19 protein-coding genes are annotated in these 16,927 nt (G+C 70.1%); 13 read left to right on the forward strand and 6 right to left on the reverse strand.

Annotated features, from left to right (window positions below; translation table 11 throughout):
• The first annotated feature begins 93 nt into the window (after positions 1–93).
• Complete coding sequence (locus DMB42_RS22350) at positions 94–609, forward strand: DedA family protein (protein ID WP_260477858.1); 516 nt, start codon at positions 94–96, stop codon at positions 607–609.
• On the opposite strand, the gene DMB42_RS22355 is transcribed toward DMB42_RS22350, so the two are convergent.
• The gene (locus DMB42_RS22355) at positions 606–806 is read right to left on the reverse strand and encodes a DUF1508 domain-containing protein (RefSeq protein ID WP_260477859.1); all 201 of its coding nucleotides are present in this window, start codon (positions 804–806) and stop codon (positions 606–608) included. The two genes, DMB42_RS22350 and DMB42_RS22355, sit on opposite strands and share 4 nt — an antisense overlap.
• 148 nt (positions 807–954) lie before the next feature.
• On the opposite strand from DMB42_RS22355, the gene DMB42_RS22360 reads away from it, so the two are divergent.
• Positions 955–1,755: a D-alanyl-D-alanine carboxypeptidase family protein gene (locus tag DMB42_RS22360; RefSeq protein WP_260477860.1), complete on the forward strand. Its 801-nt coding sequence runs from the start codon at positions 955–957 to the stop codon at positions 1,753–1,755.
• Positions 1,756–1,766: 11 nt separating this feature from the next.
• Here the strand turns inward: DMB42_RS22360 and DMB42_RS22365 are convergent, their stop codons facing one another.
• Entirely contained in the window at positions 1,767–2,348 is a 582-nt protein-coding gene (locus tag DMB42_RS22365; RefSeq protein WP_125636947.1) for a hypothetical protein, read from the reverse strand.
• A gap of 227 nt (positions 2,349–2,575) precedes the next feature.
• Here DMB42_RS22365 and DMB42_RS22370 point away from each other — a divergent pair, with 227 nt between their 5' ends.
• Positions 2,576–2,869 carry a hypothetical protein gene (locus DMB42_RS22370; protein ID WP_125636948.1) on the forward strand — a complete coding sequence of 98 codons (294 nt, stop codon included), beginning with the start codon at positions 2,576–2,578 and terminating at the stop codon, positions 2,867–2,869.
• 4 nt (positions 2,870–2,873) lie between these two features.
• On the opposite strand, the gene DMB42_RS22375 is transcribed toward DMB42_RS22370, so the two are convergent.
• Entirely contained in the window at positions 2,874–3,323 is a 450-nt protein-coding gene (locus DMB42_RS22375; RefSeq protein ID WP_125636949.1) for a group II truncated hemoglobin, read from the reverse strand.
• 175 nt (positions 3,324–3,498) lie between these two features.
• On the opposite strand from DMB42_RS22375, the gene DMB42_RS22380 reads away from it, so the two are divergent.
• The gene (locus DMB42_RS22380) at positions 3,499–3,984 is read left to right on the forward strand and encodes an N-acetylmuramoyl-L-alanine amidase (RefSeq protein WP_125636950.1); all 486 of its coding nucleotides are present in this window, start codon (positions 3,499–3,501) and stop codon (positions 3,982–3,984) included.
• Positions 3,985–4,013: 29 nt separating this feature from the next.
• Here the strand turns inward: DMB42_RS22380 and DMB42_RS22385 are convergent, their stop codons facing one another.
• Positions 4,014–4,841, reverse strand: coding sequence for an RNA methyltransferase (locus tag DMB42_RS22385; RefSeq protein ID WP_125636951.1), 828 nt, complete (start codon positions 4,839–4,841; stop codon positions 4,014–4,016).
• The gene (locus DMB42_RS22390; RefSeq protein ID WP_125636952.1) at positions 4,834–5,604 is read right to left on the reverse strand and encodes a DUF4184 family protein; all 771 of its coding nucleotides are present in this window, start codon (positions 5,602–5,604) and stop codon (positions 4,834–4,836) included. The genes DMB42_RS22385 and DMB42_RS22390 overlap by 8 nt, the downstream gene beginning before the upstream one ends.
• 142 nt (positions 5,605–5,746) lie before the next feature.
• Here DMB42_RS22390 and DMB42_RS22395 point away from each other — a divergent pair, with 142 nt between their 5' ends.
• The 9 genes from DMB42_RS22395 to DMB42_RS53360 all read left to right on the forward strand — a co-directional run bounded on the left by DMB42_RS22395 (position 5,747) and on the right by DMB42_RS53360 (position 15,832).
• Positions 5,747–6,385: a hypothetical protein gene (locus DMB42_RS22395; RefSeq protein WP_125636953.1), complete on the forward strand. Its 639-nt coding sequence runs from the start codon at positions 5,747–5,749 to the stop codon at positions 6,383–6,385.
• A 134-nt stretch (positions 6,386–6,519) separates the two neighbouring features.
• A complete protein-coding gene (locus DMB42_RS22400) occupies positions 6,520–8,292 on the forward strand; it encodes a substrate-binding and VWA domain-containing protein (RefSeq protein ID WP_260477862.1) in 1,773 nt (590 codons plus the stop codon).
• Between the two features lie 140 nt (positions 8,293–8,432).
• Positions 8,433–10,004, forward strand: a complete 1,572-nt coding sequence (locus tag DMB42_RS22405) for an RNA polymerase sigma factor (protein WP_185844806.1) — start codon at positions 8,433–8,435, stop codon at positions 10,002–10,004.
• A gap of 274 nt (positions 10,005–10,278) precedes the next feature.
• A complete protein-coding gene (locus tag DMB42_RS22410; RefSeq protein ID WP_125636955.1) occupies positions 10,279–10,647 on the forward strand; it encodes a hypothetical protein in 369 nt (122 codons plus the stop codon).
• The gene (locus DMB42_RS22415; protein WP_125636956.1) at positions 10,644–11,774 is read left to right on the forward strand and encodes a GNAT family N-acetyltransferase; all 1,131 of its coding nucleotides are present in this window, start codon (positions 10,644–10,646) and stop codon (positions 11,772–11,774) included. Before DMB42_RS22410 ends, DMB42_RS22415 begins: the two co-directional genes overlap by 4 nt.
• A 162-nt stretch (positions 11,775–11,936) precedes the next feature.
• Positions 11,937–12,770 (forward strand): glycosyltransferase family 2 protein, encoded by an 834-nt coding sequence (locus DMB42_RS22420; protein WP_125636957.1) that lies wholly within the window; start codon positions 11,937–11,939, stop codon positions 12,768–12,770.
• An 11-nt stretch (positions 12,771–12,781) separates the two neighbouring features.
• Positions 12,782–13,723, forward strand: a complete 942-nt coding sequence (locus tag DMB42_RS22425; protein ID WP_125636958.1) for a glycosyltransferase family 2 protein — start codon at positions 12,782–12,784, stop codon at positions 13,721–13,723.
• The gene (locus tag DMB42_RS22430; protein ID WP_125636959.1) at positions 13,720–14,523 is read left to right on the forward strand and encodes a polysaccharide deacetylase family protein; all 804 of its coding nucleotides are present in this window, start codon (positions 13,720–13,722) and stop codon (positions 14,521–14,523) included. Before DMB42_RS22425 ends, DMB42_RS22430 begins: the two co-directional genes overlap by 4 nt.
• On the forward strand, positions 14,516–15,832 hold the full coding sequence (locus DMB42_RS53360; protein WP_185844807.1) for a lipopolysaccharide biosynthesis protein: 1,317 nt from the start codon (positions 14,516–14,518) through the stop codon (positions 15,830–15,832). The genes DMB42_RS22430 and DMB42_RS53360 overlap by 8 nt, the downstream gene beginning before the upstream one ends.
• On the opposite strand, the gene DMB42_RS22435 is transcribed toward DMB42_RS53360, so the two are convergent.
• Positions 15,804–16,361, reverse strand: a complete 558-nt coding sequence (locus DMB42_RS22435) for a hypothetical protein (RefSeq protein ID WP_125636960.1) — start codon at positions 16,359–16,361, stop codon at positions 15,804–15,806. The two genes, DMB42_RS53360 and DMB42_RS22435, sit on opposite strands and share 29 nt — an antisense overlap.
• Positions 16,362–16,927 lie beyond the last annotated feature (566 nt).

The following is a 16,927-nucleotide window of genomic DNA, read 5'->3' on the forward strand; positions in this document are numbered from 1 at the left end:
TGCTTGCAGCCGTTGCCTCAGCCTTGCATGCTGATGTGGCGGAATGCTTACTCCTTGACTAAGGTTAGGCTGACCTAAGGTTTATGAGTGGGGGTGAGCGGGCTCATGTGGCATGCGGCGGTCGCCCTTCCTGATCCCGCCCGGCCGTTCTGGTTCGGGTTGCCGTACTGGCTGGTGGGGGCCGTCCTCATCCTCGCGTTGTTCGGAGCGTTCCAGGTCTACTACTGGGTGGGCCGCAAGCTCGGCGAGAAGATCCACGAGTCGCGGGTCGGCAAGCGGCTGGGCCGTGAGCGCATCGAGCGCATCGAGCGGGTCGTCGAGAAGTGGGGTGCGCTGGCGGTCTACGGCTGCTTCTGGGTGCCCATGCTGCGGCACACGCTGCCGTGGGTGGCGGGCGCCCTGCGGGTGTCCTATCCCTGGTACGTGGTGGCCAGCGCGCTCGGCTGCCTGACCTGGGCGCCCATCTGGTGGTTCGGGCTCACGGCGCTGGTGTGGGGCTGGCTGGAGCTGGCCGCCCACTCCCCCGTCAGCGCGGTGGTCGCGCTGCTCGCGGTGGCGGCCTGCGTGGCCTGGTTCTTCGTCCGCCGCCGGCGGCTGGCCTCGTCCTAGAGGGCGGCCGGGGCCTGGTCGTCGATGGCGGCCTCGGGAGCGTTCCTGCGTACGGTCTCGATGCCGTTCACGCAGGCGGCCTTGCTCGGATAGCCCTCGCCCACGGCCAGCGTCTGCCCGTTGTTCGCGACGAGCGCGAAACGGAACGTTCCCCGCTCGTCCTGGCTGATGACGAACCTGCCTGCCACTCGCCTCATCTCCCCGCGGAAGTCGGATCTATCAAGCATTTACCCCCAAGTGAGGGTGACTTACGGCCGAGTTTCGCAAATCAACCCTTGATCTCCTGCGAACATATCTGGCATGCGTATTGGGGGTTTCATAGGCTCTGCCGTACTCGCCTTGCTTGTGGGGGTCTCTTACCCGGCGTCCGCCGCGTGGGCCGCCGACGCGCCGGCGGTGAAGGCGACCTCGGCGTACGTGGTGGACTCGACGGGCACGGTCCACTTCCGCAAGCGGGAGACGCGGCGGGTCCCGGTCGCCAGCCTCGTCAAGGTCATGACGGCCTACGTCGTCCTGAACGAGGGCCGGCTGACCGACACGATCACGATCACCGCCGCCGACGTGAAGCACGCGACCAGCAACGGCGCGACCACGGCCGGCCTGAAGAAGGGCGAGCGCCTGACGGCCAAAGACCTGCTGTACGGCCTCATGCTCCCCTCGGGCGCCGACGCCGCCAACGCCCTGGCCAGGCAGTACGGACCGGGCAAGACCGCGTTCGTGGCCAAGATGAACCGGGCCGCCCGCTCGCTCGGCCTCGCCGACACCCGCTACACCAACCCCGACGGCCTGCCCACGCCGGCCGCCGGCGGGTACTCGACAGCGGTGGACCAGGTCAAGCTGGCGCAGCGGGCGCTGGCCGACCCGATCTTCCGCACGGTGGTGGGCGCCCAGGTGCACAAGACCGCCAAGACGGCCGTGCACCGGGCGCACACCTGGCGCAACTCCAACAAACTGCTCGGCCGCAGCGAGGACGTGCTGGGCGTCAAGACCGGGTACACGAACGCGGCCGGGTACTGCCTGCTGTTCGCCGGTGAGCGGGCCGGAAGGCGCGTGGTGGGCGTCCTGCTCCACGACGGGGACGAACGCCGCTTCGCGACCGCCGAACGGCTGCTCGACTACGCGGGCGAGCAGATCGCCGGCGGCTGAGGGCAGGAAGGTCAGCCGAAGGTGAGCCGGCCGGCGGCGGGAAGCCTGCTCAGGCCGCCGGTCGCGCAGCCGAGGATGCCCATGGCGGGCGTGATCCCGCCGCCGACGCGCTCGCGGGCGAGCGGCCCCGAGACGACCGTGCCCGCCAGGAAGCTGTCGGCCGGGCTCTGGGTGGCCAGGCGGTCGGCTCGCGTACGCACCTCGGAGGTGCCGACGGGCCGGCCGTCGATGCCGAACCAGGTGATGCGGAGGGTGCCGTGGACGTGCCGGGCGCTGGTGCAGGAAGCCTGGCCGACGCTCTTCAGGGTGACCCAGCCGGAGCGCAGGTAGGGGGCCGAGCCGTCGCCCGACAGGCAGCCGGTGAGCTGGAGGTTGCCGCGGGCCGAGACCGGACGCGCGGTCAGGCCGATGCGCGGGGTGAAGGTCAGCGGCCGGCCTTGGGGGGAGCTGACGGCGCAGGTCAGGGCGGCGCCCTCGGCGGCGGGCCGGGCCCGCGGGAACGCCTGCGTACGGACGGCCGTCGGCGCCTGCGGGGCCGCCCACGCGCAGGGGGCCGCCGCGGCCGCGGCCGCGATGATCCAGGCCAGCTTCACGGGACCCCTCCGTCGGTCGCTTCGTGTGATCGTCCGATCACATCTTGCCGCATCCCCGTACGGCGGCGGGCCCCTGCCGGCGTTGTCGCCCGAGAGATGAGCAATGACCGATCCCCACGAGGTAGCGGCCCGACCCGGTTCGGGATTATTTCCCGGCCCGAAGCCGACCCCCCGGCCGATTCACGCAGATAGGGTGGGGAATCTACCTCTCCGCAATAAGGAAGATCATGGCGGAATTCATCGAAGTCCGCACGACGATCGAGGGCCACGAGCAGGCCGCCGCGCTGGCGCACGCCATCCTGCTCGCGGGGCTGGCAACCTCGATCGACATCGCGGAAGTCCCGTCCACGGAGACCGGGATCTCCTGGCAGATCACGCTCATCACGCCGCAGACGCAGGCCGCCGCACTGGCGGCGCACATCAGGGCGAACGGCGGGCACGGCCCGATCGACTCCCAGCCGGTGCTGCACGACATCGACGCCCGTCCCGACTGGCTCACCGAGGAGACCGACCACCCCTGACCGGCTACCGCGGCGGCTGCTCCCACTCCCAGATCGGCACCTCGCGCAGCGGGTGGAGCTGGTCGTCGGTGTCGGCGTGGGAGTTCTGGAGCGCCACCTGGGTGCCGAACTCCACGTGCGAACGCAACGAGGCCCGGAACGGCTCGTCGGTGGGCAGCCCGGCCGTGTCGGCCGCCAGCATGTACAGCTCGACGAACCTGAGCCGCTGGGCCTCCTCGATGCGCAGCCCGCGATGCGCGTCGATGAGCAGCGGGAAGCCGCCCATCTCCGCCGAGAACGTGTCGGGGCCGCCGAACGTCTCGGCGGTGAAGGCGGTCAGATTGTCCACATGGCTGGCCTTGCCCGTGCCGAACAGCGGCTGGAGCAGGGGGTCGGCCAGCAGGCTGCGATAGAAGATCTCGATGAAGCGGCGTAAACCCTCTTCGCCGCCCGCGTGCTCGTATAGCGTCTCCATGATTACATGGTTACACGGCTGGTCGAGGCGCCGCCAGGCCCACGTCCGAGCCGCTCTCCCGCCGCTCCTGCCAAGCCGGGATGAAATCCCGGCAACCGCGTCGCGCCCCTCGTCCTCCGCGCCCGTGCGCCGCTTAACCTGCGAAAACACCAGCACAAGACAGGAGGAGCACAGCATGGGGATCGTCATCGTCGACCGCGCCGGCTGGAACGCCCGCCCGCCCAGGGACCCGGCGGACGTCGAGCACGTCCCGTTGTCCGAGCGCACCGAGTTCGTCGTGCACCACACCGAGACCCCGGCCGACCGCACGCCGAGGTCCATCCAGGACTCGCACATGGACGAACGCGGCTGGAACGACATCGGCTACAACTTCCTCGTACGCGACGACGGCACCGTGTACGAGGGCCGCGGCTGGCTCGTCCGCGGGGCCCACGCGACCGACCACAACGTCACCGGGATCGGCTGCGCGTACATCGGCATGAACCAGCCGACCGAGACGGCCAAGAGGACGATCCGCGCCCTGTACGACGAGGCGTGCGCCAAGACCGGCCACGAGCTCGCCAAGCGGGGCCACAGCGACGTCGGCAACACCGACTGCCCCGGCACCACCCTGCTGGCCTGGGTGACGGCCGGCATGCAGGTCGCCGAGGACCTGGTGTGAGCCGAGGACCTGGTGTGAGCCGGTGACGGTCAGCGCTCGGCGGCGACCGGCGCCGAGCGCATCAGCCCGTGGCAGGCGATCGCCGCCGCGGCCACCACGTTGAGCGAGTCGACGCCGGCGTCCATCGCGGCCGGGCTCATGGGGATGCACACCGCGCGGTCGGCCTCGTGCAGCCAGTGGGAGGACAGGCCGTCGCCCTCGGAGCCGAGCAGGAGCGCCACCCGGTCGCCCATCGCCACCCGGTCGATCGGGGTCGCGGCCTGGTCGGGGGTCAGCGCCAGGGTCTGGAACCCCGCCTCGCGCAGCCGGCCGAGGCCGGTGTACCAGTCGTCGAGCCGGGCGTACGGGATCGAGAAGACCGCGCCCATCGAGACCTTCACGGCCCGGCGGTAGAGCGGGTCGGCGCAGCGCGGCGACAGCAGGATGCCGTCCACCCCGAGCGCGGCGGCGCAGCGGAAGATCGCGCCGACGTTGGAGTGGTCGACCAGGTCCTCAAGGACCAGCAACCGGCGGGCGGAGCCCTTGATCAGGGCCTCGGCCGAGGGCAGCGGCAGGCGCCGCATGGAGGCCAGCGCGCCGCGGTGGACCGGGAAACCCGCGATGCCGGACATCAGCTCGTCGCTCACCTCGTAGACCGTGGCGTCGCCGATGACGTCGGACAGGGACTCGTACCAGCGCCTGGTGGTCAGGACCGAGCGGATGGGGTAACCGGCGGCGATGGCCCGCCTGATCACCTTCTCCCCCTCGGCGAGGAACAGGCCGCGCTCGGCTTCCAGGCTCTTGCGCAGCTCGACGTCCCGCAGCCGGGTGTAGTCGGCGAGTCGGGGGTCGTCGGCGTCGAATACGTAGTCAGGCACCTTCCGATACTGCCACGCGCCGCCTGACCTGCCAGACGATCGCGTAACAGGCCAGGACGGCGGACAGGCCGACCACCGTGCCCGCGCCGGTCTTGGTGACCACGCTCCTGAAGCCCAGCGCGGGGTTGGGCTCGTCCACCAGGGGCCACACGAGGGCGCCGGCGACCGTGCCGAGCGCGCACGCGGCCAGCACGGCCCACCGTACGGCGGGCGACGTCCGCAGGCGGCCCGGCACGTCGGCCGCCGACATCCGCGACAGCGCCCGCCAGGCCCACCCCACGACCACGGCCAGGCCGACGGCGGAGGAGGTGTACTGCAGCACGCCGAAGAGCTTGGTCGTGCCGTGAACGGGTGTGTCCAGCCACGTGCCCCAGCGGGCGGAGGAGTATGAGTGGGTGAAGGAGTCCCAGAACACGTGGGTGGCCGCGCCGATCACCCCGCCCGCCACGACCGGCAGGAACCTCGGCCGTCCCGGCCGCAGAAGCGCGGCGCGGCCGGCCAGCGACGGCGGCAGCAGCGCGATCAACGGGTCGCGCAGGACGAGGTGGAACAGCGGCAGGAGCACCAGAACCGCGGCCAGGTCGAGCGTGAGCACGCCCGTCCAGGAGTGCCAGTCGCCGTACACGGGCAGGAAGGGCAGGAAGATCGGCAGGTCGGGCACCATCGTGCCCAGCGCGAGGGCCCACGGATCGGCGAGGCGCCGCCCGCGTTCGGAGGCCACCAGCGGCAGCACGGCGGCGATGTGACTGGGCGTGAACGGCACGATCCCTCCCCCGGGACGCGATCACCGCCATTATCCGGTGAATCTTGAACATCCTTTGCCGCACAGGGCTTAAGGTCACCAGAAGTGATGGGTACGTTACGTAGCGCTGTCGACGGCCGGATAGCCGGGAGTTCGGGGGTTCATGGTGCCTGACCAGCGGATTCATGAGCATCCGGCCGCGACGGCCGAGTGGCTGCGGGCCGCCCGCGCCGCCCGCGCCCTCTCGGTGGCCACGCTGGCCTGGCTGGCCGTGGAGAGCACGCTCGGCCTGGCCGCCGGGCTTTCGGCCCATTCCGTCGCGCTGATCGGGTGGGGCCTGTCGGCCTTCGCCGAGGCGGCGGCCAGTTTGATCGTGGTGTGGCGCTTCACCGGCGCCCGTACGCTCTCGCCGAACGCCGAGAGCACCGCCAGGCGCGCGGTCGCGGTGAGCTTCTGGTTGCTCGCCCCCTACCTCGTCGTGCACGTCGCGCACGACCTCGACGCCGGTCACCGGGCGACGCCGACCGTGCTCGGCATCGTGGTGACGACGGTCAGCCTGGTCAGCATGCCGGTGCTGGGGCTGGTCAAGCGGCGGCTCGGGACGCGGCTGGCGTCGGCGGCCACGTCCGGAGAGGGCACCCAGAACCTCATCTGCGCCGCCATGGCGGCCGGCGTGCTGGCCGGTCTGTGGCTGAACACCCTGGGCTGGTGGTGGGCCGATCCGGCCATGGCGGTGGCTCTCGCGGCGGTCGCGGTGCGTGAGGGAGCGCGTGCCTGGCGCGGTCACGCATGCTGCCACTGACCGTTACTCAGCGCGATAGGCGCACCAAAAGAGCGGTTTTGCCACACAGAGCCCACCGAGTATCGTTCCCGGAGTATTGCGGAGCAACTCCCGCTAGGGTCTCCGGAAGGTCTCAACACACCTAAGAGGACATCGTGGGGCGACACCGCACAGACGAACTCGACGGCGGCTACCGAGCCCAGGAACCCCCCTCCCGCAGAAAGTCCGTCAGCGGGCGTGGCAGGGTGCTCGTACCGCTGGCCGGGGCCGTCGCGCTGGCCGTGCTCCTCGGTGTCGCGGCGTTCGTGATCTTCAACCGCGAGCACGACTGCTCGGCCGGCAAGCTGCCGCTGCGCGTCGTCGCCACCCCCGACATCCAGCCCGCGCTGAACAAGGTCGCCACCAACTACAACAAGGCCATGCACTCGATCGACAGCAAGTGCGTCGAGGTCACGGTGGCGCGGGAAGGCGCGGCCAAGACCGCGAACGGGCTGGCCGCGGGCAAGGCGAACGCCGATGTGTGGGTGGCCGACTCCAGCCTGCTGGTGGGCAACGTGCGCAACTCCCCCGCGGGCGCGGCGCTGCCGCAGCCGGCCGGCTCGGTCGCCGTCTCGCCCGTCGTACTGGCGACCGCCAAGTCGTCGGCGGCGAAGTTGTCCGGCAGCCTCACGCCGAGCTGGGCCGGCATGATCGCGGCGGCGAACGTGGCCAACCCCGACGGGCCGGGCAAGAAGGTCCGGGTGCTGGCGCTCGACCCGCAGAAGAACTCCGCCGGGCTGGCCGCGCTGCTGGCCGCCGCCTCCTCGGCCAAGGAGGCCGGGCAGAACAAGGCGCTGGTCGGCGCGCTGAAGGAGATCTCGGGACAACTCGCCTCCGACCCGTCGGCGCTGCTGGCCAGCCTCACGGTGAAGTCGGGCAGCAGGGTGCCGGTCGGCGTCGCCTCCGAGCAGGCCGTCTACGCCCACAACGCCAAGAAGCCCGAGGCCCCGGTGGTCGCCCTCTATCCCAAGGAGGGCACGCTCAGCCTCGACTACCCGCTCACGATCGTCACCAAGGACCCGGGGGTCCAGAAGGCGGCCGCGGACTTCAAGCAGGACCTCGAGACCGACTCGGCCAGGAAGACCCTGCGTGACGCGGGCTTCCGCAGCCCCGACGGCAAGGCCGGCGACGCGCTGTCGAAGGAGAAGGGCTTCGTCCAGGCGAAGCCCGAGGCGCTGCCCAGGCCCGACGCCAAGACCGTGGCCTCGATGGTGCAGACCTGGTCCCGGCTCAACCTCGGCACCCGCCTGCTCACCCTGCTCGACGTCTCGGGCACGATGGGCCTGCCCGTCCCCAACACGAACATGACCCGGATGCAGGCCATCAACAAGATCGCCATGGAGGGCCTGGGCCTGTTCCCCGCCGACTCCGAGATCGGTCTGTGGACGTTCTCCACGCATCTGGACGGACAGGGCAAGGACTGGAAGGAACTCGTCTCCGTCGGGCCGCTCACCGAGTCGACCGACGGGGTGCTGCGCAAGCAGGCGCTGGTCAAGGAGTTCGGGCTGATCCAGGCCAAGCCCACCGGCGACACCGGGCTGAACGACACCATCAAGGCGGCCTACGCCGAGCTGACGAAGACGTACCAGGAAGACAAGATCAACACGCTGCTGATCCTCACGGACGGCGCGGGCAACGACGATCCCGACGGCGGCGTCACGAACGCCCAGATCCTGCAGTACCTCAAGAAGACCTACAACCCGAAGCGGCCGATCAGCATCCTGCTCATCGCCTTCGGGCCGGAGGCCGAGGCGGGCAGGAAGCAGATGGACGCGCTGGCCAAGACCACCGGCGGCGAGGCGTACATCGCCAAGGACGTCCTCCAGGTCCGCGACTTCTTCCTCCAGGGCATGGAACGCCGGCTCTGCGCCCCCGACTGCGACGGCTGAGCCACTCCCGTCACAGGAATCACGAGGTCATGCCCGTTCGGCATGATCCGGGCCGTACCGGTCAACCTGGCCGATCGAGGCGGCGTCCTCTCCCGCGTGGGGGCCTTGAGCGCCCGTTTCGCCCGCGGGGAGGGGAATCCGTGCCTGGATGGCCGACGATCGGCCGCGCCGACGACCAGGAGCTGGTCGAGGCTCTGCGGCGGGCCGACACCGATGCTCCCGCCACTCTGTACGACTCCTACGGCGAACGGCTCTACGACTACGCCCTCTCCCTGATCGGCGACCGGGAGGCGGCCGGCGACGCCGTGCACGACGCTTTGGTGACCGCGCAGGGCTGCGTGGAGCGGCTGAAGGAGCCCGGCCGCCTGCGCGCCTGGCTGTACGCGCTGACCAGGTTCCAGGTACGGGCCAGGATGGCGCACCGCAGCACCCCGCCCGGCGGCGTCCCCCGGGTCGAGCCCGCCGGGGCGCCCGACGCCGAGCTCGCCGAACTGGCCGGGCTGGTCCGCGAGACGCTGGGCGAGCTGAGCGGGAACGAGCGCGAGATCGTCGAGCTGTCGCTGCGGCACGGCGTGACGCCTGCGGAGGTGGCCTCGGTGCTGGGGCTGACCTCCCGCCAGGCCGCCACACGGCTGCGCCGGGCCCGCGACCAGCTGGAGAACGCCGCCGCGGCGGTCGTACTGGCGAAGACGGGCCGCGCGCACTGCCCGGACCTGTCGGCGATGGTGGACTCCTGGGAGGGGCCGCTCACCCCGCTGCTGCGGCGGCGGTTGTCCGCGCACATCGCCGGGTGCGAGGTGTGCACCGAGGGCAAGCACCGGCGGGTCTCGGCCACCCGCCTGCTCGACCTGGTGCCCGTGGAGTTCCCACCGCTCTCGCTGCGCCGCCGGGTGATCGACACGTGCGTCAACCCTCAGCGCGACCAGACCAGGACGCTGATCACCGACCGCGGCGACAACTTCGACAGGACCGGCTTCCCGGTGGCCGCCGAACGGCGCTCGCGCCGCCGCCGGCCGCGCCGCCTCGGGCCGGTGGTGCTGGCCGGCGCGTGCGTGCTGGCCGCGACCGGGGCGGTGGTCGTGATGAACGGCGCCGATACCGGGCGGACCGCGCCGGCCGCGATGCGCCAGGCGCCCACGCCCGCCCCCTCCGCCTCTCCCTCCGTGGACGAGCGGACGGTCACGCCGGAGCCGGCGCTGGACGACGAGCTGACGCCCGAGCCCACGCCGAGCCCGAGCGCCTCGAAGACGTCCGCGTCGGCCGCGCCGACGACGCGCCCGACGGCCCGGCGCTCCGCCGCCGGGCCGGCCGTGCCCACGACCGCCCGTCGCAGGCCCGTACCGGTCGCCCGGCTCGGCACGTCGTGCCCTTCCTCGATCGAGGGCGCGGCCAAGATCAGGATGCGGGCGCGCAACGCCTCGGTCTCCTGGGTGGCGACCGCGTCCCAGGGTCTGGACGTGTTCCCCGCCACCGGTTCGATCAAGGCGGGCGGGTCGGTGTCGATCTGGGTGACCGTCATCGACCCGAGCGCAGCCGGCCGTGGCCGGGTCTCGTTCACCTCGAACGGCGGCACCGCCAGTTGCTCATTGGCCTGGAACGCCGACCGCGCCCCGCAGCCGGACCCGCCCTCGGACCCGCCGGCCTCCCCCGAGCCGTCCGAGGCGCCGAGCGAGCCCCAGACCTCGAATCTGGACGCAGCACCCCAAGGGTGACGAACAACCCCCAGGCCAGAAGCGACATAACGGGATAAACCGGACCCTGGCTCGAACATCATAGGCCACATAGGGCATTCTGGTTAGCTTGGGGAACACGCCTGGAAACCCGGAGTGACCACGTCATGTGGCGGACGTCACATGAGAAAGTTCGCCATGCCGGTGAACCCTGGCGGCCCCCCAAGCGTCGGCATTGACGTGTCCGGACACGGATTGGTCCCATGAAATGCGATCAACCATGTCTTAACCAGAAAGATCAGGAGAGAAACAGGAGATGCTCAAGCACCGCAGAGCGCTGGCATGGCTGCTGGCACTCGCCTGCATAGCGGGAGCCGTAGTCGCCTTGTTCGACCTCGACACCCCGCTACGCCCGCTCCTGATCTCTTTGTTCCTTCTGGTCGTCCCAGGGGCCGCGGTGGTGGGACTGTTGCGCGATCGTGACCCGCTTGCCGCACTATCAGTAGGAGCTGCGGCCAGCCTCGTCCTGAACGTGCTCCTCGCCGAAGCCATGCTGCTGTTCAACGCATGGTCGCCCAGAGCAGGGGTGGCGACGGTCGCCGTGCTCGGAGGGTTCATGTACGTGCTTCGCGTGTTGTACCGGGGGAAGAACATGCAAACCGAACAGGGGGCCAGGGCAAGGTGAACATCCAGGTAGTACGCCCGAGAGACCTCGGCGACTCCGAACGCGCCCGATGGCGTGAGCTACAGAAGGCCGACCCCAGTCTGGACAACCCGTTCCTTTCGGTCGAGTTCGCCATAGCGATGGACCGCCTGCGCGACTACGTGAGGGTGGCGGTCCTCTCCGACGGGAACCGCATCGCCGGCTTCTTCCCGTACGAACGGCACAGCTTCGGCATCGGCAAGCCGCTCGGCGGCTTCCTCACCACCTGCCACGGCCTGATCGCGACCCCCGAGCTGCGGATCGACGCGAAGGACCTCCTGCGCGCCTGCAAGCTCAGCGTCTTCGACTTCGACCACATGGTCGCCGGCCAGCCGACGTTCGCCCCGTACGAGGCCGACGTGCGCCCGGCCCCGGTGATGGACTTCACCTCCGGCTTCGACTCCTGGCTGGAACAGGTCAAGTCCAACTCCCCCAAGAACCTCAAGACCGTCCGCTACAAGGAGCGCAAGTTCGGCCGGGAGCAGGGCGGACTGCGCTTCGAGTGGAACGCGACCGACCCGGAGGTCCTGCGTACGCTCCTGGCCTGGAAGTCCGACCAGTACCGGCGCACCGGCCGGGTGGACCGGTTCGCCCAGCCGTGGATCGTCGAGCTGATCGACATGATGCATGCCGAGAAGTCATCGGACTTCTCCGGCATCCTCACCATGCTTTATGCCGGGGACGTGCCCGTCGCGGGCCATTTCGGTCTCCGTACGGCCACGACGCTTGTAGGGTGGTTCCCCGCCTACGACACCGAGTACGCCCGATACTCGCCCGGCATCGTCCACCATCTGCAGATGGCCGAGGCCGCCGCGAACGACGGGATGCACATGGTCGACATGGGCAAGGGCGGCAAGGAGTACAAAGACTGGCTCAAGAGCGGGGTCCTGTACGTTGCCGAAGGCCGCATCTCCCGCCCGTCCGCGACAGCGGCGGTGCACTGGATGGGCCGAACTCCTTTCAACAAAGCTCGAACAATAGTCATGGATCGACCGTCTCTTTATAGGGCGGCCGACCGCGTCCTCAAGGGCTTTGGTCGGGTGCGCACCTCGATGCAGCAGCAGCAGGAGTCACCCAATGTAGTCAAGGAACCAACGGGAGCGGGCTGAGCGCTCCCGGCACCACCCCCGGCACCACCCCCCGGCACCAGCAGACACCCTCACTCCACAGGACCCTTCAATGCTCCGCTCGTCGGCTCCGCCATTCCCGCAGCACCCGGGGATGACTCCGTGCGGTAGGCAGGGTCGGGCCCCGGAAGGATATCCCTCGCCATGAGTCCCGAGATCACCAAGCACAACGGCAAGGCCCAGAAGTCGCCCTTGCGTTCCATGCCTCCCCCGTCCAGCTTCACGCCGGTCACACCTCACCTGGCCATTTCCCCAACGGTGAGCGTGGTCGTCCCGGCGATGAACGAGGCCGAGAACCTCCCGCACGTCTTCGCGACGATCCCCCAGTGGGTCGACGAGATCGTGCTCGTGGACGGCAACTCCGTCGACGACACGGTCGCGGTCGCCAAGCGCCTGCGGCCCAACGTCAAGATCGTCACGCAGACCGGCAAGGGCAAGGGCGACGCCCTGTCCGCCGGCTTCGCCGCGTGCACCAGCGACATCATCGTGATGATCGACGCCGACGGCTCGACCGACGGCCGCGAGATCATCTCGTTCGTGGGCGCCCTCGTCACCGGGGCCGACTTCGTCAAGGGCTCGCGCTACGCCGCCGGCGGCGGCAGCGACGACCTGACGCTCAACCGGCGGCTCGGCAACAAGGTCCTCACGGGCATCGTCAACGTCATGTACAAGACCAGTTACACCGACCTGTGCTACGGCTACAACGCGTTCTGGGCGCGTCACCTCGACGTGCTCGACCTCGACTGCGACGGCTTCGAGGTCGAGACCCTGATGAACGTGCGGGCCGCCAAGGCCGGGCTGAAGGTGCACGAGGTGCCGAGCCACGAGCGCAACCGCATTCACGGCGAGAGCAACCTGCGTGCCGTACGAGATGGCTTCCGTGTGCTCAAGACGATCCTGAAGGAGTGGCGCCGCCAGCCCTCCGACCCTCAGCCTGAGCCCACCGCCACTCCCGCCGCTGACCGAGGCGTCGCGTAAGAGGAACCGTTGTGAACACGTCTGTTGTCATCTGCGTCTACACCGAAGAGCGCTGGGAGGACATCAGGCAGGCAGTCGAGTCGGTCGAGAACCAGACACGCCCGGCACACGAGCTGATCCTGGTGGTCGACCACAATCCGGACCTGCATCTGAAGCTCAAGCGCGCCTATCCACAGGCCATTGTGGTGGAGAACACGCACGAGCAGGGGCTGTCCGGAGGCAAGAACACCGGCGTCGCCACGGCGACCGGTGAGATCGTCGCGTTCCTCGACGATGACGCGGTCGCCGATGCGGGGTGGCTGGAGGCTTTGGAGGAGGGCTTCCAGGTATCCGGTGTTGTGGGCGTGGGCGGGCGTACCGACCCGTTGTGGGCGTCCAAGCGCCGGCCCCGCTGGTTCCCGTACGAGTTCGACTGGACGGTCGGGTGCACGTACCGCGGCATGCCCGCGGTACGCGCGCCCATCCGTAACGTCATGGGCGGCAACGCCGCCTTCCTGCGCAAGGTCGTCGCCGAGGTCGGCGGCTTCCACAGCGGCATCGGCCGCAGCGTGCAGGGCCGCAAGTCGCGCCCGCTGGGCTGCGAGGAGACCGAGTTCTGCATCCGGCTGAGCCAGCGCAAGCCCGGCTCGGTCATGTTGTTCGAGCCCCGCGCCGTCATCGGGCACAAGGTGTCCAGGCAGCGCGAGGGCTTCGCCTACTTCAGGTCCAGGTGTTACGCGGAGGGGCTGTCGAAGGCCCTGGTCACGCGGGAGGTCGGCACCCAGGACGGGCTGGCCAGCGAGCGTGCCCACGCCATGAAGACGCTGCCGCTCGGCACGCTGCGCGGGGTGGGCGACGCCGTGCGCGGCGACGTGGCGGGCCTCGGCAGGGCCGCCGCGATCGTCGTCGGCCTGGCCTGGACGACCTGGGGTTACGTGGTGGGTACCGCACGGCTGAAGGTGGCACGCTCATGATCCGCATTCCGATCCTGATGTACCACTCCGTCAGCGACACGCCCAACGACGAGACGCGCCCGCACGCCGTGCGGCCGTCCGACCTGTCCGAGCAGCTCGCGTACCTGTCGGAGAGCGGGTTCACCGCGCTCACGTTGGGTGACCTGGTGGCCGCGCTGAACAAGATCGACGGCCGTACGGTGCCCGACAAGCCCATCGTGCTGACCTTCGACGACGGCTACGCCGACTTCCACAGCCAGGCGCTGCCCCTGCTCGACCGCTACAACTTCCCGGCCACGGTCTTCCTGACCAGCGGCTGGGTGTCCGACGCCGGCAAGGACGCCGCGGGCCGGCCGCTCGACGACATGTTGTCGTGGGGCCAGGCCCGCGAGGCCGCGCAGACCGGCATCGAGATCGGCGGCCACAGCCACAGCCACCCGCAGCTCGACCAGCTCCGCACCGACGAGCTGCGGCAGGAGCTGCGCCGGAACAAGGGCCTGCTGGAGGAGAAGATCGGCGCGCCGGTCGCCACCATGGCCTATCCCTACGGCTACTCCAGCGCCAGGGTCCGCCACGAGGTGCGCAAGGCCGGCTACTTCGCCGCCTGCGCCGTGAGCAACACGATCGCGGCCGACCGCCACGACATGCTCGCCATCCCCCGCCTGACGGTCGGCAAGCCGACGACCATCAGCATGTTCAGACGCGCCGTCGAAGGCAACGCCGTCCCGCTCATCTACCTGCGCGAACGCATCCTCACCAAGGGCTACGCGGTCGTCCGGCGGACGAGGTACGGACTGCAACGGGTGCGCGGAAATGTCTAGCCTGCGGGAAAAGATCCTCCGCGACCTCAGCAATCCGCTCTTCCGCCAGGGTTACGCCCTGATGGCCAACACGGTCGTCACGGGCACCCTCGGCATGGGCTACTGGCTGCTGGCGGCGCACTTCTACACCCCCGAGGAGTTCGGGCGCGGCCAGGCGGTGATCACCGCGATGCGGCTGTTCGCCTCGCTGACCGCGCTGGGCTTCGTGGGCGCGCTGGCCCGCTTCCTGCCGGTGGCCGGGCGGCGCACACCCGAGCTCATCCTGCGTGGCTACGGCCTGGCCGCCGCCACGGGCGGGGTCGCGGCGCTCGGCTTCCTGCTGACGCTGCCGCTGTGGGGGGCGACGTACTCGGTGCTGGCCGGGTTCGGGCCGGGGTTGTTCTTCCTGGCCTCGGTGCTGGTGTGGGCCGTCTTCACGCTCCAGGACGTCGTACTGACCGGGTTGCGCAAGGCCACCTGGGTGCCGGTCAACAACCTGGTGTTCGGCCTGGTCAAGATGGGACTGCTGGTCGCGCTGGCCGGCGCGCTGCCCGACGGCGGGATCTTCGTCTCGTGGATGATCCCGACCGCGCTCGCGCTGATCCCCGTCAACTGGCTGATCTTCGGCGTGGTGGTGCCCCGGCACGTCAAGAGCGTCGGCGCCGCCCAGGAACCTCCCAAACTGCGGCAGATCGGCCGGTTCCTGGCCGGCGACTTCCCCGGGACGTTGTCGATCCTGGCGATCGTCTACCTGGTGCCCGTGGTCGTGGCGACCAAGGTGGGCGAGGCCACGTTCGGGCGTTTCTCGATGGCGCACACCCTGGCCAGCATGATCGAGCTGCTGGCCATGAACATGGCGGTGTCGCTGACGGTCGAAGGCTCTTTCGATCGTTCCAAACTGGCGCTGAACTGCCGGCGGGCGCTGCGGCGCGGCTTCATGATCGTGACGCCGATCATCGTGGTCGCGTTCCTCGGGGCGCCGTTGATCCTGACGATCTTCGGCGCGCAGTTCGCCGACGAGGGCTCGACGCTGCTGCGGCTGATGGCGCTGGCCGTACTGCCTCGGGTGCTGATCGAGGTGTACCTGAGCGCGCTGCGGGCCCAGAGCCACGCGCGCACGCTGGCGCTGGTGAAGATCGGGCTGGCGGTGCTGGTGCTGGTGTCCACGGTGGCGCTCTTCCCGACCTTCGGGGTGAACGCGGTGGGTTACGGGCTGCTCTTCAGCGAGCTGCTGGTGGCACTTTTGATCTTCGGAAATCTTCGCAAAATTCTCAATTTTGGTGAAACTGGGCAGCCGACTGTCACTCAGGGGTCGTCCGGGGCCGCATGATGGTCAACGTGAGGCAACGGGACGGCGATGGCATGACTAAGGGGAAAACCGGCTCTTCGGACGTTCGCAAGGACGCCGTGGAGGAGACAGAGGCGCCCTTCGATCCGGAGGCCACGGGTGTGATCCCGCGGCTGACGTTCGACACCGGGCAGGACGGCGCCTCCGAGGACCCCGCGGATTCCGAGGAGACGTCGGAGCCCCCGGCGGAGGTGAACGCCGACACGACGACGGCCTTCCGCATCCCCGGGACCGTGCACATCGGCCGTCCCCCGACGGCCGACGAGCCGTCGTCTTCGGCGTCTTCGTCGTCTTCGGCGCCTTCCCAGGCGTTCGCCGAGCGGGACAAGGCTGAACCGCCGACGGTCGCCGGGCCGAACGCGTTCACCTCCGCGCCGCCGCACGCGGCTGGAGCTGCCCCGGCGGGCGACGCGCCCGCGAAGGGGGCGTCCGGTTCGGAGGGCGCGGCCTCGGACGGTGCGGCCTCGGCCCCGAAGGGGTCGTCCAGCGCCGGCACCATGCCGATGCCCACAAGCGCCCCCACCCGGGGCACGCCGGACACAGGCACAGACGCGGGCACTCCGGGTTCGGCAGGTTCGGCTGCGGGTGCCGGTGCGGCCGGTCCGAAGGGGGCCGATGCCCCTGGTCGAGGTGCCGGTGCGGCGGGTGCCACGGAGCCTGGCGCGGCGAGTCCGGCGGGTTCGGGCTCGGCGGGCGGTGTTCGCGGTGGGCCGGCTGGTGCGGGTGCCGCCTCGGCGAACGTTGGGGCGGCGCGCGGCGCTGCCGGCGCCGGTCGGGCGGGGACCTCCGGCGAAGGCACGGCCTCCGACGACGCCGGTGGGACCGGCGGCAAGACGGCGAGCATTCGCGGGACCGGTGGCCAGACGGCTGACGCCGGTGGGAGCAGCGCCAAGACTGCCGGTGCCGGTGGGAGCAGTCCCAAGACTGCCGGTGCCGGTGGGAGCAGTGCCGAGACTGTGGGTGACGGCGGAGCCGGTCCGAAGGTTACCGGTGTTGGTGGGGCCGGGGCCAAGAGCGTCGGTGCCGGTTCCGAGACGGCCGGCACCGGGGAAGACGGCGCTGGGGAGGCTGACGGGC

Origin of the sequence: Nonomuraea sp. WAC 01424, from assembly GCF_003947315.1 — a bacterium.
Classification (GTDB): domain Bacteria; phylum Actinomycetota; class Actinomycetes; order Streptosporangiales; family Streptosporangiaceae; genus Nonomuraea; species Nonomuraea spiralis.